General features: G+C 76.4%; 9 protein-coding genes and 1 pseudogene. 6 read left to right on the top strand and 4 right to left on the bottom strand.

The annotated features are described in order from the left end of the window. Positions 1-71: 71 nt before the first annotated feature. The 5 genes from ABZ449_RS13200 (at position 72) to ABZ449_RS13220 (ending at position 11,151) form a co-directional block, all read left to right on the top strand. Positions 72-3,185: an amino acid adenylation domain-containing protein gene (locus ABZ449_RS13200; RefSeq protein WP_360344854.1), complete on the top strand. Its 3,114-nt coding sequence runs from the start codon at positions 72-74 to the stop codon at positions 3,183-3,185. After that, entirely contained in the window at positions 3,182-4,357 is a 1,176-nt protein-coding gene (locus tag ABZ449_RS13205) for an acyl-CoA dehydrogenase family protein (RefSeq protein WP_360344856.1), read from the top strand. Before ABZ449_RS13200 ends, ABZ449_RS13205 begins: the two co-directional genes overlap by 4 nt. A gap of 28 nt (positions 4,358-4,385) precedes the next feature. After that, positions 4,386-6,272 (top strand): amino acid adenylation domain-containing protein, encoded by a 1,887-nt coding sequence (locus ABZ449_RS13210; protein WP_360344858.1) that lies wholly within the window; start codon positions 4,386-4,388, stop codon positions 6,270-6,272. A 68-nt stretch (positions 6,273-6,340) separates the two neighbouring features. Then, positions 6,341-8,245, top strand: a complete 1,905-nt coding sequence (locus tag ABZ449_RS13215; RefSeq protein ID WP_360344860.1) for a non-ribosomal peptide synthetase — start codon at positions 6,341-6,343, stop codon at positions 8,243-8,245. Further along, positions 8,242-11,151 (top strand): condensation domain-containing protein, encoded by a 2,910-nt coding sequence (locus ABZ449_RS13220; RefSeq protein WP_360344862.1) that lies wholly within the window; start codon positions 8,242-8,244, stop codon positions 11,149-11,151. Before ABZ449_RS13215 ends, ABZ449_RS13220 begins: the two co-directional genes overlap by 4 nt. A 51-nt stretch (positions 11,152-11,202) precedes the next feature. Here the strand turns inward: ABZ449_RS13220 and ABZ449_RS13225 are convergent, their stop codons facing one another. The 4 genes from ABZ449_RS13225 to ABZ449_RS13240 form a co-directional block, all read right to left on the bottom strand. Beyond that, positions 11,203-11,697: a hypothetical protein gene (locus tag ABZ449_RS13225; protein WP_360344864.1), complete on the bottom strand. Its 495-nt coding sequence runs from the start codon at positions 11,695-11,697 to the stop codon at positions 11,203-11,205. Positions 11,698-11,852: 155 nt separating this feature from the next. Next, positions 11,853-13,148, bottom strand: a complete 1,296-nt coding sequence (locus tag ABZ449_RS13230; RefSeq protein ID WP_360344865.1) for a VWA-like domain-containing protein — start codon at positions 13,146-13,148, stop codon at positions 11,853-11,855. After that, positions 13,145-14,473, bottom strand: a complete 1,329-nt coding sequence (locus ABZ449_RS13235) for a MoxR family ATPase (protein WP_360344867.1) — start codon at positions 14,471-14,473, stop codon at positions 13,145-13,147. Before ABZ449_RS13235 ends, ABZ449_RS13230 begins: the two co-directional genes overlap by 4 nt. Before the next feature lie 65 nt (positions 14,474-14,538). Beyond that, positions 14,539-15,918, bottom strand: a complete 1,380-nt coding sequence (locus ABZ449_RS13240; protein ID WP_360344869.1) for a hypothetical protein — start codon at positions 15,916-15,918, stop codon at positions 14,539-14,541. Positions 15,919-15,981: 63 nt separating this feature from the next. Here ABZ449_RS13240 and ABZ449_RS13245 point away from each other — a divergent pair. Continuing rightward, positions 15,982-16,059, top strand: a pseudogene (locus tag ABZ449_RS13245) (CDP-alcohol phosphatidyltransferase family protein); the annotation flags it as partial.

Consider the following 16,059-nt stretch of genomic DNA (forward strand, 5'->3'; position numbering starts at 1 on the left):
GCGCGGGAACACCCCACGCCCGCTCCCGGCCACAGCAGTGCCGACAAGCCCACCACACAAGGGAATCGACCATGTTCGCACTCTCTCCCTCGCAGGAGATCGTCTGGCTGCACGAGCAGATGCTGCCGGGCAGCCGCGCCTACAACTTCACCGCCGTCCTCGACCTGTGGGGCACCCTCGACCGGGACGCGCTGCACGCCGGCCTGGCCGCCGTGCTGGCCCACCACCCCGGCCTGCGGCTGGAGTTGGTGCCCAGGTCGGAGGGGCTGCCCGGCCAGCGGGTCGCCGACGGCTGCGAACCGGAGCTGCGCCACAGCGACTTCGCCGCCGAGCCGGACCCGGAGGCCGCCTTCCGCCGGCTGCTCGCCGCCGAGGCCGAGGAGCCACTGGACACCGAGCGCGCGCCGGTGCTGCGCTGGCACCTGGTCCGGCTCGGCGAGGACCACCACCGGCTGATCCACGTCGAGCACCACCTCGTCCACGACGGTCACTCCTTCGCGATCCTGCTGCGCGACCTGTTCACCGTCTACCGCGCCACCGTCCTCGGCGAGCCGTACGAGCTGCCCACCGCCCCCTCGTACGAGGACCACGCCCGCACCGCCGCCGACCTCCCCCGGGAGCGCGCACTCGACTTCTGGAGCAAGGAGCTGGCCGACGCGCCGCGCGAGGTCACCCTGCCCGGGCTGGCCCGTCCGGGCGCCGAACGGCGCCACCGCGGCGGCCAGTTGCGCCAGTCGATCGGCGCCGACCTGGCCGAGCGGCTGCGCGAGCGCAGCAAGGCGGACGGCCACACCCCGTTCAGTACCCTGCTCGCCCTGTTCGCCGAGCTGCTGCGCCGGCACAGCGGCCACCGCGAGCTGGTGGTCGGCACCGCCGTCGGCAACCGCCCGGAGGGCTTCGAGGGCACCGTCGGCATGTTCGTCAACACCGTGCCGCTGCGCCTGCGGCTCGATCCGACGGCCCCCGGCACCGAGGCCGTGGACGAGGTGACCGACGTCCTGCTGCGCGCCCTGCCGTACCAGGACCTGCCGGTCCAGGAGCTGACCCGCCGGCTCGGACTGCACACCACCGGCGCCGACAACCCGCTGTTCAACGTGATGTTCAGCGCGCACGACGCGGCGCTGCCCGACGTCCAGGCGCCCGGGCTGGAGGTCTCGCTGTACGAGGGCTTCAACACCGGCACCACCCGATTCGACCTCGACCTGGTGCTGCTGCCCGACGACCGCCGGGTGGTCGGCGAGAAGCACGGCGCCGCCGGGATGACCCTGGTCTGGGACTACGACGCCGACCTCTTCCGCGAGTCCGAGGCGGTGCTGCTGTCCGAGCGGCTGCTGGAGCTGCTGCGCTGCTACCTGGACCGCCCGCAGGTGCCGATCGCCGACCTGGCCCCCGCGCCCGAGGCGGCGCAGGCCGCCGCGGTCGCCCCGGCCACTCCGGCCACCCCGGCCACTCCGGCCGCACTGGACCCGGCCGCCGCCCACGACCCGACCGCGCTGGCCCTGCTGGCCGGCACCGAGCGGATCGGCTACGGCGAACTCGACCGCCGGGTCACCGAGTTGGTCGAGCGGCTGCGCGTCGCCGGAGTCGTCCCCGGGCAGCCGGTGGCCACCGTGCTGCCGCGCGGCGCCGACAGCGTGGTCGCCCTGCTCGCCTGCCTGCGGTACGGAGCCGTGTACGCGCCGCTGTCCACCGAGGACCCGGCCGCCCGGCTCGGGCTGCTGCTGGAGCGGCTGAGCCCGGCGCTCGTCCTCGCCACCCGGCAGAGCGCGCTGGCGCTGCCCGCCGAGGGTGTCACCCCGGCCCTGCTGGACGGCCCCGCCTTCCCGAAGGCCGAGCCCGCCGCCGTGCTCGACGGCGCGGCCTACGTGATCCACACCTCCGGCTCCACCGGCGTGCCCAAGCCCGTCCTGGTCGGCCGCGAGGCCCTCGCCGGGTACGTCACCACGATCGCCGACCGCTACCGGCTCACCTCCACCGACCGGGTGCTGCTGTTCGCCCGGCCGTCCTTCGACGTGGCCCTGGAGGAGGTGCTGCCCGCCCTCGCGGTCGGCGCGGCCCTCGTCGTGCCGCAGCGCGAGGTGCCCACCGGGCCCGAGCTGGTGGCCGTGCTGGCCGCCCGCGGCGTCACCGTCGCCAACCTGCCCACCAGCTACCTGCTCGCCGTCCGCGAGGACCTGGGCGAGGCGCTGCGCGACGGCCGCTGGGCGCCCCGCCTGCTGGTGCTCGGCGGCGAGCGGCTGCCCGCCCGGGCGCTGGCCGGCCTGACCGAGGCCACCACCGTGCTGAACGCATACGGCGTCACCGAGGCCACCGTCACCTCCACCGTGTACGAGGTGACCGCCGCCGACGTCGCGGAGGACGGCGAGATCCCGCTCGGCGCCGAACTCGACGGGGTCCGCATCCACGTCCTGGACGACACCCTGCGCCCGCTCGCCCCCGGCTGCGTCGGGGAACTCGCCGTCGGCGGGCCCCTGTTGGCCGAGGGCTACCTGGGGCTCCCGGAGCCCACCGCGGCCCGCTTCACCACCGTCCCCGCGCTCGGTGACGCCCGCGTCTACCGCACCGGCGACCGCGGTTACCGCGACCTGGACGGGCGGCTGCGCTTCCTCGGCCGCGCCGACAACCAGGTCAAGCTGCGCGGCCACCGGATCGAGCTGGAGGAGATCGAGGCCGCCGCCTCCGCCGAACTCGGCGGCCGCTCCTGTGCGGTACTGCTGAACACCGACCCGCAGACCGGCCCGCGCCTGGTCGGCTTCCTGGAGGGTGCCGACCGCCCCGACCAGGCCGCCCTGCACGAGGCGCTCGCCCGCCGGCTGCCCGGCGGACTCGTCCCGGCGAGCTGGACGGCCGTCGCCGCGATGCCGACCCTGCCCGGCGGCAAGCCCGACCGCGTCGCCCTCGCCCGCCTGGTGGCCGATGCCCCGGAGGCGGAGGAGAGCGAGCCGAGCGAGTTCACCGACCCCGGCCAGCGGCTGATCGCCGCCGCCTGGCGCGAGGTGCTCGGCCACGACCGCTTCACCGCGGACTCGCACTTCTTCGAGGTCGGCGGCCACTCGCTGCTCGCCGCCCAGCTGGCCGCGTTCCTGGAGCCGCACCTCGGCAGCCGGCCGCCGCTGCGCACCCTGTTCCGCCACGCCGTGCTGGCCGACCAGGCCCGCGCCCTCACCTCCGGTGGTGCCAAGTGACGTCTCCCTCCGCCGTCCTGGAGTCCGGCCACCGCGAACTCGTCGAGGCCTTCGAGAGCTTCGTGCGCCGCGAACTCGTCCCGCTGGCCGCCGAGTTGCCCGAGACCGCCGACCAGGTCCCGGCCGACCTGCGGACCTACGTCCGCAAGCGCTCCGCCGCCCTGGGCTTCTACGCGGGCGACTACCCCGAGGAACTCGGCGGCGCCGACATGCCGTTCACCGCCGTCGTCCTGCTGCACCACGCCGCCGGGCGCAGCGGCTGCGTGCTCGCCCCGTACGCGCTGGCCGGCTCCGACGGGCCCAGCCCGCTGCTGCGGCACGGCACCCCCGAGCAGGTCGAGCGCCACCTCGTCCCGCTGGTGCGCGGCGAGCAGACCCGCTGCCTCGCCCTCACCGAACCGCACGCCGGCTCCGACGCGTTCCACCTCACCACCACCGCCGTGCGCACCGGCGACGACTGGGTGCTGAACGGCCGCAAGACCTTCGTCAGCAACGCCGAGCACGCAGGGATCGCGCTGGTCGTCGCCGCCACCGACCTCGGCGACGGGGCCGGCCCCACGGCCGGCGCCACCGCCTTCGTGCTGCCGATGGACCAGCCCGGGCTGCGGATCGGCCAGCGCTACGAGGGGATGTCCGGCGAGCCGCTGTTCGAGCTGCTGCTGGACGGGGTCACCGTCGGCCCGGAGGCCGTGATCGGCGGCGAGGAGGGCGTCGGCGCGGCCACTGCCCTTGCCATCGACAGCCTCTCGCGCGGCCGCCTGGTGGTCGCCGCGATGTGCAACGGGATCGCCGAGCACGCGCTGCGGATCGGCGTCGAGTACGCCAGGGACCGCCGGGCCTTCGGCCGGGTGATCGGCGAGTACCAGCACGTCCAGGAGCACCTGGTCGCCACCCGGGCCGAGGTCGAGGCCTCCAAGCTGCTCACCCTCGCCTGCGCCCGGCTGGTCGACGAGGGCACCGAGTCGCCCGAGAACGCGGCGCTCGCCAAGCTCACCGCCTCCGAGACCGCCGTGCGCGCCGTGGACCGCTCGCTCCAGGTGCACGGAGCCACCGGCTGGGTGCGCGGGCACCCGCTGGAGTTCCTGTACCGCTACGTCCGGATGACCACGATCATCGAGGGGACCTCGGAGGTCCAGAAGGTGATCATCGCCCGTTCCATGGGCCTGAACTGACGCTGCGTCACCTTTCTGGATTCTGGAGATGATGATGGAACACCTCGACACGGACGCCCGGAGCACGGACGCCCGGAGCACGGACGTCCGGATCGCGGACGCCGCGAACACGGACGTCCGGACCACGGACGCCCCGAGCATCGGCTACGGCCGTCCGCACCAGGACGGCGCGGTGCTCGACCTGTTCACCACCTGGGTGCGCCGCACTCCCGACGCCCCCGCCCTGATCGACGGCGAGCAGGTCCACAGCTACGCCGAACTCGACCGCCTCGCCGACTCCGTGGCCGAGGCCCTGCGCGGCAAGGTCGGCCCGGGCGACCTGCTCGGCGTCTGCCTCGGCCACTCGGTCTCGCTGGTCGCCGTCACCCTGGCCGCCGCCAAGCTCGGCGCCGTCCACCTGCCGCTCGGCCCGCGCCCCGGCGAGCGCCGGCTGCGCGCCGTCGCCGAGCAGCTGCGCCCGGCCTGCCTGGTCGGCGAGCCGGACCTGCTGCCGCCCGGCGGCGAGCGGCTGCCGCTGGACCTGCCCACCGCCGGTGTGGTGGCCGCCCTGACCTCCGGCGAGCAGGTGCGCGTCCCGGCCGGCACCCACTACGCGGTGCTCACCTCCGGCTCCACCGGCACCCCCAAGGCCGTCGCCGTCACCGAGCCCGCGCTCGGCGCGCTGCTGCAGTGGTACCGCGAACTGACCGGCCTCGGCCCGGGGGAGCGGCACAGCCTGCTGATCGGCGTCGCCTTCGACCCGCACGTGCAGGAGCTGTGGGCCGGCCTCACCTCCGGCGCGGCCCTGGTCGTCGCCCCCGAGGCGGTCCGCTGGGACACCGGCGCGCTCACCGACTGGTGGCGTGAAGCCGGCGTGACCGCGTCCATCCTGCCCACCCCGCTGGCCGAGCCGGTCCTCGGCCGGCCCTGGCCCGCCGGGCTGGCGCTGCGCCACCTGGTGATCGGCGGCGACCGGCTGCGCCGCACCCCCGGGCCCGACGTCACCGCGACCGTCCACAACGCGTACGGCCCCGCCGAAGCCACCGTCACCACCACCGTCCACACCATGGCCCCCGGCGGCGACCACGGCGCCGGCGCCCCGCCGATCGGCCTGCCGATCGACGGCGTCGTCCTCCTGGTCACCGACGAGGACGGCCGCCCGGTTCCGCGCGGTACGGCCGGCGAGCTGCGGATCGGCGGCCGGGGCCTGGCCGCCGGGTACCTCGACCCCGAGCTGACCGCCCGCCGCTTCGTCGACGCCCCCGCCGGCGTGACGGGTACCGACCGGGTCTACCGCACCGGCGACCGGGTGGTCATGCGGCCGGACGGAGTGCTGGAGTTCCACGGCCGCCTCGACGACCAGGTCAAGGTCAGCGGGGTGCGGATCGAACCCGCCGAGGTCGAGGCCGCGTTCGAACGCGACCCGCAGGTGCACCGGGCGGTGGTCGCCGCCGAACAGGCGCCGACCGGCGGGGCCCGGCTGCTCGCCTTCGTCCGGGCCGAGGCGGGCGCCGACCCCGCGGCGCTGCTCGACGCCGTCCGCCCGTGGCTGCCCGAGCAGGCCGTCCCCGCTGTCGTCCGGCTGGTGGAGCGCTTCCCGCTGGACGCCAACGGCAAGGTGGACCGCCAGGCCCTGCTGGCCGACGCGGCGGCCGCCGAGCCGCAGGAGGAGGCGCTGGCGGACGAGGGCGGCACCCCGGTCGAGCGCACCGTGCTGAAGCTCTGCCGCGAGCTGATCGGCCGCGCCGACCTCGGTCTGAACGACAACTTCCTGGCGTCGGGCGGCAATTCGCTCGCCGCGGCGAGACTGCTGGAGGCCCTGGAGAACGAGTACGGCGTACGGCTGCGCGCCCCCCTGGTGCTGCGCCAGCCCGACCTGCGGGCCGTCGCCCGGCTGGTCGAGGAGCGGGTGGCCGATTCGGCCGCGACCGCCTGACCCCGCCCGAACCTCCTCAGCAGGGCGCCCCGGCCCACCCGGCCGGGGCGCCCGGAAGGGAACCACCCATGACCACCAGGACCACCGCGAGCCCCGCACACCCCGCGACCACCGGGAACCCCGCGAGCTCGGCGAGCTCCGCGGCCCCGTTCGACCGGTCCGCCGAGACCCCGCCCGTGCGGCCCACCCTGCCCACCCTCATCGCCCGTCAGGCCGAGCGTCGACCCGACGCCCTCGCCGTGACCGACGGATCCACCGTCCTCACCTACCGCGAACTCGTCGACGCGGCAGGCCGGTTGGCCGCCGTCCTGGCGGCCCGGGGAATCGGCCCCGGCAGCGCCGTCGCCCTGCTGTGCGCCCGCTCGACCCGGTTCGTCGTCGCCCAGCTCGCCGCCTGGCGGGCCGGGGCCCTGGTCGTCCCGATCGACCCGGCCTACCCGCGCCCGCGGATCGCCGAAATGATCGCCGACGCGGACGTCCGGCTCGTCCTCGGCGACAAGGGGCTGCTCGCCGAGGCCGGGCTCCCCGAGGAGCGCGCCCTGGTGCTGACCGAGCGCGGCACCGAGGCCGGCGACAGCACGGCGCCCGACGCCGCCGACCCGGCCGTGCCCGCCCTGCTCTTCTACACCTCCGGCTCCACCGGCCGCCCCAAAGGCGTCCTCGTCCCGCACAGTGCCGTCGCCGACCTGGCCACCGCCGAGGAATCGATCGTCCTCGGCCCCCGCGACCGGGTGCTCTTCCACTCCACCGTCTCCTTCGACGCCGCCACCTTCGAACTGTGGGCCCCGCTCGCCCGCGGCGCCGCCGTGGCCGTCTCCCCGAGCGAGCGGCCCAGCGCCGAGGACCTGGTCCGCGACGTCGAGAGCTTCGGCGTCACCACGGTCTTCCTCACCACGGCGCTCTTCCACCACCTCGCGGCACGGCGGTCCCGGGTCTTCGGCGTGCTGCGCACCCTGCTCGTCGGCGGCGAGGCGATCTCCTCCGAGCACGCGGGCGCCGTGCTGCGGGCCTTCCCGTGGCTCGAACTGGTCAACGTGTACGGGCCGACGGAGGCCACCACCTTCACCACCCTGCACCCGGTCACCCGGGCGGACTGCGCCGGCTCCGTGCCGATCGGCCGGGCCTTCGGCGGCGCCCGGGCGCACGTCCTGGACGAGCGGTTCGCGCCGGTGGATCCGGGCACCGTCGGCGAACTGTGGATCGCCGGCGACCGGCTGGCCCTCGGCTACCTCGATCGGCCGGAGCTGACCGCCGATCGCTTCCGCGAACTGCCCGGCATCGGGCGTGCCTATCGCAGCGGCGACCGGGTCGCCCAACGGCCGGACGGCGCCCTGGAGTTCCACGGGCGTACCGACGACCAGGTCAAGGTGCGCGGCTTCCGGATCGAACCCGGCGAGGTCGAGCACGCGCTGCTCCAGCTGCCCGAGATCGCCGAGGCGGCGGTCGTGGTCCGCCGGGCCGGGCAGGCCGATGCCGCGCTCACCGCCTGCCTGGTGTTCGCCGAGGGCGCCCGCCCGGCCGTCGAGGCGCTGCGGGCCCGGCTGGCCGAGCGGTTGCCCGCCCACCTGGTGCCCACCGCCTGGACGGTGCTCGCCGCGCTGCCGCTGACCGGCAGCGGAAAGGTGGACCGGCGGGCGCTGGCCGCCGACGAACCGGCCGAGGCAAGGCCGTCCGCCGACGGGCAGGCCGAGCCGCGGCCGTCCGCGGACGCCGGGCTCGGCCCGATCGAGCAGGTCGTCGCCGAGGCGTGGAGCCGTGCCCTGGAACGCCCGATCACCGACCCGTCCGCCGACTTCCTCGCCGAGGGCGGGCACTCGCTGCTCGCCATGTGGGTGGTGGACGACCTGCGCGAGGACCTCGGGGCCGAGCTGTCGCTCGCCGACTTCCTCGACCACCCGACCGTCGCCGCCCAGGCCGAGCTGCTGGAGCGCGCCCTGCGAGCCGCCGACGACACCCCCGGAGCCGACCGATGAGCACCGTCGACCAGACCGACCTGCTGCGCCGCGCCCGCAACCGCCGCGCCGCCGTTACCGGCGCGACCGTTGCGGCCGCCACCGCCACCGCCGCTGCCGTCACGCCCGCGCCGGAGGCCCGCCCCGCCGAGGCCACCGGCCCCGCGCCGCTCTCGCACGCCCAGCAGCGCATGTGGCTGATGGACCACCTCGGCCAGGGCGGAGCGCTCTACAACGTGCCGCTCGCCACCCGGCTGCGCGGTCCGCTCGACCGGGCGGCCCTCGCCACCGCGCTCACCGGCCTGACCGAACGGCACGCCGTCCTGCGGACCGGCTACCCGCGCCGGGGTGACCAGCCGTACCAGCGGATCGACCCGGTCGCGCCGGTGCCGCTGCCCGTGCTGGACGCCACCGGCCCGGAGCAGCTCGCCGCCGAGGCCGCCCGCCCGTTCGACCTCGCCACCGGCCCGGTGCTGCGTGCCGTGCTGCTGCGGCACGGGCCCGAGGACCACACGCTGCTGCTGACCGTCCATCACATCGCCGTGGACGGCGGCTCGCTGCCCTTCCTCGCGTCGGAACTCGGCGCCCTTTACCGCGCGGCGCGGGACGGCGTTCCGAGCCAACTCCCGCCACCGGCCCCCTCGTACGCGGACTACGCCCGCCAGGAGCGCGCCCGGGAGGCCGAACTGACGGCCGCCGCCGACATCCTTGCGGCCGGCCTGTCCGGTGCCCGGCCGCTGTCGCTGCTGCGGCCCGTGCCACCCGGCGCCCGCGAGCGCCGCGCCGTCCTGCACGCGGCGCCGTTGGACCCGGCTGTCATGGCGGGGCTGCGCGGCCTCGGCGGCCGGCGCGGCGCCACGCTGTTCACCGTCGTGCTGGCCGCCGCGTTCGCCGCGCTGCGCACCGCTTCGGGGCAGGGCGACCTGGTCCTCGGCTGCGCGAGCGGCCACCGCGCCCGGCCCGAGTTCCGCCGGACCGTCGGCCTCGCGGTCAACACCCTGGCCGTGCGCGCGAATCCGTCCGGAGACGCATCGTTCGCCGAGCTGCTCGCTCTGGTCCGCACCGCCCTGCTCGACGCCCAGCAGCACCACGAGGTGCCGTTCGACCTCGTGGTCGAACGGCTCGGCGCGGCCTCGCGCGGCGTGGACGGCACCCCGCTGCTCTCGGTCAGTTGCGACCTGGTCCAGGCCGTCGAACCGCTGGCGCTGCCGGGCCTCGAAGCCGAGAACGTCGATCTCGACCTGGGGCTGGCCAAGTTCGGTCTCGCCCTGCTCGTGGAGGACGGCCCGCGGCCGCGCGTTCTGGTCCAGCACGACCGGGACGCGGTGGACGGGACCGTCGCCGCCCGGCTCGCCGACGCCTTCGCCGCGGTGCTCACTGCGGTGGCCGGCGACCCGGACCTGCCGCTGTCCGCACTGCCCGGCGAGCGGCTGGCCGCCGCCGAACACCCGGTGGTGGCAGCCCTGTCCGCCGAGCCGACGGTGGCCGAGGCGGCCGTGGTCGAGAACCCCGACGGCCCGCCGCTCGCCTACGCGGTGGTGCGCGGGCCGGTCACGCCGAGCGGCAGCGCCCTGCGGGCCGCCCTGCGCGGGCGCCTGCCGGCCGCCGAACTGCCGCTCGCGGTCACCCTGGTGGACCGGCTGCCCCGGCACCCCGACGGCACCCTGGACCGCGACCGGCTGCCCGGCGCCGCCCCGCACGCCCAAGGCCCGCTGGCGGAAGGAACGTTGGCGGAAGGCCCGCTGGACGTCGTGCGGCAGGCCTACGGTGAGCTCCTGGGCGCGACCCCGCCCGCCGACGGCGACTTCTTCGCCCTCGGCGGTCACTCCCTGGTCGCCGTCCAGCTCGCCGAACGTCTGCGCACCCGCACCGGGCTGCCGCTCACCGGCCTCGACATCCTGGAGCGGCGTACCCCGCGCGCCCTCGCCGCCCTGCTCGCCACCCGCGCGGAGGAACGCCGCGCCGCCCTCGCCCAGGCCGGCGCCCGACCGCAGCACACCGGCGCCCGACCGCAGCACACCGGGGCCCGAGCGCGGACCGCCGGCGCCCGCACCGGCACCGTCCTGCTCACCGGCGCCACCGGAGGGGTCGGCGCGGCCGTGCTCCAGGAGCTGATCGCCCAGGGGCGGCCGGTCCGGGTCCTGGTCCGGCCGGAGTCCGCGCACCTGCCCGCGCTGACCGGCGCCGAGGTGGCGGAAGGCGACCTCGGCGACCTCGACAGCCTGCGCCGGGCCGTCGAGGGCGTCGACGCCGTCATCCACTCCGCCTGCACCTTCACCGACCACGCCACCGACCTCGCCGCGATGCGCGCCCTGGTCGACGGCTGGCGGGGCGGCCCGTTCGTCTTCGTCAGCAGCATCGACGCGTACGGCCGCCCGGCGGGCACCGAGGTCCCCGAGGGCGGCCGCAGCGGAGCGCCCGTCACCCCGTACGGGCAGGCCAAACTGGACTGCGAGCGGATCCTCTTCGAGGCCGCTGCCGGCCGTGGCCGGGCCACCGCCGTCCGCGCCCCGATCGTCTGGGGCCCGCACCACCGTCTGCGCGACCAGCTCCGCTGGGGCGCCACCGGCCCGCTCTACCAGGCCGCCCTGGCCGGCCGCCCGATCGGCCTGCCGGACTCGCAGGAGTGGCACGGAGCCTCCTGGGTGCACGCCGCCGCCCTGGCCCGAGCCCTCACCGCCTGCCTCACCCCGGACCACCCCGCCGCCGGCCGGGTCGTCAACGCGGTGAGCGGACACCTCTCCTGGGCCGACTTCACCGCCGAGCTGGTCCGCCTGCTCGGCTCCGACAGCCCGATCACCGCCACCCCCGACGCCGACGAGGAACTCCGCCGCCCCTGGCACTACCGGGCGGACCTCCTGGCCGACGTCCTCGCCCCCGAACCCGGCGAGGACTGGCGCAGCGTCCTGGCGGCCATGGTCCGCTGACGCCCCGGCCGGGGGCGGAGGAGTCCGGCTGCCGGACTCCTCCGCCCCCGGCTACCGCAGGTGCCGCAGGCGGGAGGCCGAGATGTTGCGGGTGCGCCGGGTCCGGCCGCGGTCGGCCAGGATGTCCAGGACGGCCGGGGCCGACGACTCCTCGGCGAGGCGACCCTGGAGCCAGTTCTCCGCCGCGAGCAGCTGCGACTCCTCCCACGGCTCGCCCAAGGTGATCGTCCGCAGCAGCGCCCAGTCCCGCAGCCGCCGGGTGGCGTAGGGGTCGGCCGCCACGACGGTGGCCAGCTCCCGGTGCCAGGCCGGGAAGCCCGGTTCCGTCAGCAGTTCCGCCGCGCGCCGGTTCAGGTACTCGCAGACCGCGCAACTCGCCATCGAGGGCTCGGGGTCGGTCAGCACCCGGGCCGCGAGGTCGGCCGCTTCCTCGGGTGCCACCTCCGCGAACGCCCGGCGGTACCGGGCGAACCGTACGTGCTCGTCCGGCTCGAAGTCCTCGAAGTCCTCGAAGCCTTCCGTACCGGCCGCTGCTGTCTCGGTCACCGAGGTGTTCCTCTTCCCTCTTCCTCGTCCGTCTCTTCCGCCCTGTCGTGGCCGCGGGACCCGTGGCCACCACACCCGACCGATCCTCGCACGGCTCCCGTCCGGCCCCTCCGCCCACTCCTCGGCGGCGCCGTGCGCCGATCGGCACCGGGAGCTCAGCCGATGGTCACCACCCGGGCCCACTCCGGTGGGGCGTCCGGCCGGTACTCCGGGTCGTTCTCGCTGTACCGGACCGGCCTGGGGAAGAGGCCGACCACCGTGCGGCAGGACGGGGCGGCGGAGGGCCACGGGGTCTGGCCGTCGGTCAGGACCACCACCACGTCCGGGCGGGGACGGCCGCGCAGGGCCGTCCTGAAGCCGGTGCGCAGATCGGTTCCGCCACCGCCGACCAGCGGGATGCCCTCGGTCCGGCAGAGCTGGTGGACGGCCTGAGGGGCCGCGTCGCAGGGGACCACGGTGACCTGGTCGCGACGGCCGCCGACGGCCCGGCCGATCGCCGTGACCTCCACCAGTGCGCTGCCCAGCTCGTCGTCCGAGACCGAGCCGGAGGTGTCGATGATCACCGAGACCCGCGGTGGGCGCCGCCGCAGGCTCGGCAGCAGCACGCCCGGCACCCCGGCCGAGCGGCGGGCGGGGCGGCCGTAGCTGTAGTCCTCGCCCGCGCCGGGGCCCGAGACCGCCGAGCGCACCGCCGCGCCCAGCAACTGCCGCCACGGCTGCGGCGGGTGGAACGCCTCCTCGGCCCAGCGCTTCCAGCCCGCCGGGGCGTTGCCGGGGCGGGCCCGGATGCCCTCGGCGACCCGGAAGCGGACGGCGTCGCGCTCCTGGGCGGTCAGCCCGTGGGCGCCCTCGGGGCCGAGCTCCCAGGGGCGGTCCAGGCCGTCGGCGCCGCTGCCGCACTCCAGCCAGGCGGCCTGCAGGCTGCGCGGGTGGAAGTGGTACCGGCGCAGGTACTCCTCCATGAGCAGTCCGTCCGGCAGCAGCAGCATCCCCGGCCGGACGGCACCGGCCGGGCGGTCCAGGCCGTCCCCGTACACGTCGTCGTTGATCTCGCAGTCGGCGGCGATGTTCACCCGCAGCCGTGCGGCCGGGCCCTCCAGGCCGAGCTCCCGGGCGATCCGGTCGCCGCGCCCGTGGTGGTCGCGCAGCAGGTGGGAGACCTCGTGCACCCAGACGCCGGCCAGCTGTTCGACGGGTGTGCGGGCGACGAAGGCCGGCGAGGCGTAGCAGCGCCAGTGCCGGTCCACGGCCATGGTCGGCACCTGTCGGGACTCCACCAGGTGGAGCGCGAACAGCGCCGTCGCCAGGTACGGCCGGACCCGCGCGGCGTGCAGCCGGGCGGCGTACAGCTTCTCGACGTCCAGCTTCTCGACGCCCAGCGGCGCGGACGTTGCGTTCGTCGGCGCGGTGTTCGGCGCGGTGTTCGGCGCCGCGCCCGCCGGGCCGTTCATCGCCGTACCGTCCGAGACTTCCGGGCGCCGACGAGGTCGGCCCGGCGGGAGACCGCCAGCGCCGGGGCGAGCCGTTCGATCGCCGCCGGCACCTCCCAGTCCTCCCGGCGCAGCGAGGCCAGCGTGGTGGCCGGGACGACCAGCAGGTCCGGCGTGCCGGTCTCCAGCGCCCGGGCGAGCAGTGTCCAGGCCGCGTCCCAGCGTGCCCGGTCGGGCCGGGTGCGGACCGCCGCGACCACGGCGTCCAGCACCGCCTGGCGCAGGTCCCCGCGTTCGGGCAGCACCGCGGCGGCCGGGTCGGCGAGCAGGTCCTCCGGGTCCGGCAGGTCCATCCGGTCCATGTGCGCCATCAGCTCCAGCCCCGGACCGTCGCCGACGGCGCCGCGCACCAGCAGCGACAACACCTCCCGGGAGGAGCCGGCCGCGGTCGCGAAGGCGACCAGCCGCAGCGCCATGTCCCAGCTGCGCGGGGACGGCCAGGCACCGCCGCGCCGGGTCTCGGTGGTGGGCAGCCGGTGCACCAGCGCGGGGCGGGCGGCCAACAGGCCGCACACCGAGCGCCGGGCCAGCGCGACGGCCGCCGGCAGCGTCCGAGGGTCGAGCCGGGGCAGCGGGGCCACCGGCCAGACGCCGCCGAGGCCGCGCACCACCACCTCGTGGTCGTGAACCCACTGGAGGTGGACGAAGCGGTTGGCCAGCGGCGGGCTCAGCTCCCAGCCGTCGGCCGCCGAGGAGCGCGGGTTGGCGGCGGCCACGATCCGTACACCGGGCGGGAGTTGCAGTGCGCCGACGCGCCGTTCCAGGACCAGCCGGAGCAGTGCGGCCTGGACGGCGGGCGGCGCGGTGGACAGCTCGTCCAGGAACAGCAGCCCGCGCCCGGCCCGCACCAGACGCACCGCCCAGTCCGGCGGGGCCATCGGGACGCCCTGCTGCGCCGGGTCGTCGCCGACGATGGGCAGCCCGGAGAAGTCGGAGGGCTCGTGGACGCTGGCGATGACCGTGGTCAGCGGCAGTTCCAGGGCTTCGGCGAGCTGGGTGAGCGCGGCGGTCTTGCCGATTCCGGGCTCGCCCCAGAGCAGGACGGGCAGGTCGGCGGCGACGGCCAGGGTGAGTGCCTCCAGCTGGGCGTCGGCGCGCGGTTCGGTGGCGGTGTCGGCCAGCAGGTCGAGCAGCCGGCGGGCGACGTCGAGGCTGGTGACGTCGGGGTCGGCGGCGAAGGGGTCGGCGACGTCGGGGCTGGTGATGTCGACGAAGGTGGCATCGACGCCGGCGGCATCGACCCCGGCGAGGTCGAGGTGGGCGGTTTCGGGCGTGCGGATGGGCATGGGTGGGCACCTCCTGGTGCGGATGGGGTTTCGGGTGCAGGGGGCCGGCCGCCGGGGCGCCGGCGTCAGCGCAGGGAGGCCAGGCGCGGGTGGGCCCGGAACGAGCCGTGGCGCGGCCGCGGCCGGTGGGCGGCGTGCTTCGGGCGCCAGCTCTGGTGGACGCGCGGCAACGGGTAGTTGATGAACTCGGGCCCGGTCAGGCCCTCGCGGTAGAGGCCGTAGGCGATCCGTCGTTCGGCGGCCGCCGCCAGTTCGTCCCGCAGCGGCCCCTCGCGCAGCACCGCCTCCGGGCCGAGCAGGGCCTCGACCGCGGCCAGCGCCCCGGCCATGTCGCCGTGGTCCAACCGTTCGCGCACACCGGCCAGTTGGTGGGGCCTTCGGTGCGCCAGGTCGATCTCCCGCAGGCAGGGCAGCGGGGGTCCGGACAGGCCGGTCAGCAGTTCCTCGCGGCGCAGCTCCGCCGGGTCGTGGTCGAGCGCGGCGAGCACTCCGTCGACCAGCCCGATCCGGTGCCGCGCACCTCGGCAGTCCACCACCCGCTCGGCCGGGGGCGGGGCGCCGGTCCGCGGGGACGGGCCGGGCACGTACCCGGGGGCCAGCGCGGCCGCGACCAGTGGATGCAGCCGGTCGGCCTCGATCGCACCGCTGCGGAGCAGGTCGAGGTCGGGCGGCACCCAGGTCGCGGCGTCGGGCAGCAGCGGGAGCCCCGAGGTGTCCCCGGTGGGCTCCGCCGTCGAACCGTCCGGCCGGAGCAGCAGCCGTCGCCGACGTCCGAGCCGCACCACGACGGGCCCGGCGGGGAGCCCGTCGGCGCGCAGCAGCAGCTCGGCCTCGGCGGCCCAGCGGTCGACGGCACAGCGCAGCGACGGATCGCCGACGTCCTCGCCCGGAAGGCTGGTCGGCGGATTGCCCGAACCGGACCGGACGGCCAGCTCCGCGCTGCGCCCGGCGTCCCAGAGGTGCCGGTGCAGGTCGTAGCGGAACCGGCGACTGGGGCGCGGATGCGGGTGCGGCGACCGGGCGTCGTTCCCGAAGCCGTCCCAGAGCTCCAGGCCGACCCGCTGTCCGTACTCCGCCCAGCCGGGCGGTGTACGGACCACCAGGAAGACCGGAGGCTCGCCCGGGTAGCGGGCCAGTGGCACGGTGAGCCCGGGCCGCAGCAGCCCGTCGGGGGCGGACCTCGGCAGGTGCCAGCGCAGCAACTCCGGTGCCAGGCAGCGGAGATCGGCCCGCACCCGGTCGGCGAGCTCCCGGCCGTGGACGCGGGCGACGTCCCGCAGGCGGAAGTCGACCTCGACGTTGGCCGCGGCGCAGGCCCCGGCCCAGTCGCCGGCCAGGCGGCGGGAGGTGGCGGTTTCGATCATGGAGGGCGGCACGGCGTACTCGCGTACGCGCCGCCAGAAGGAGAGTCGGGAGTCGTTCCCGTGCGCGGGGTGAGTGGGCATCAGCACTCACTCTTCGCGGACGGGACCCCCATTCTGTGATCAGCGGCCCCGTTCGCCGCGTTCCTGATCCGCCTGGGCGTGAGCCCGGACGCCGTGACGCTGATCGGTACCGCCGGTTCGGTGGCCGGTGCGCTGGTGTTC

It is taken from the genome of Kitasatospora sp. NPDC005856 (assembly GCF_040629945.1).
Lineage (GTDB): Bacteria > Actinomycetota > Actinomycetes > Streptomycetales > Streptomycetaceae > Kitasatospora.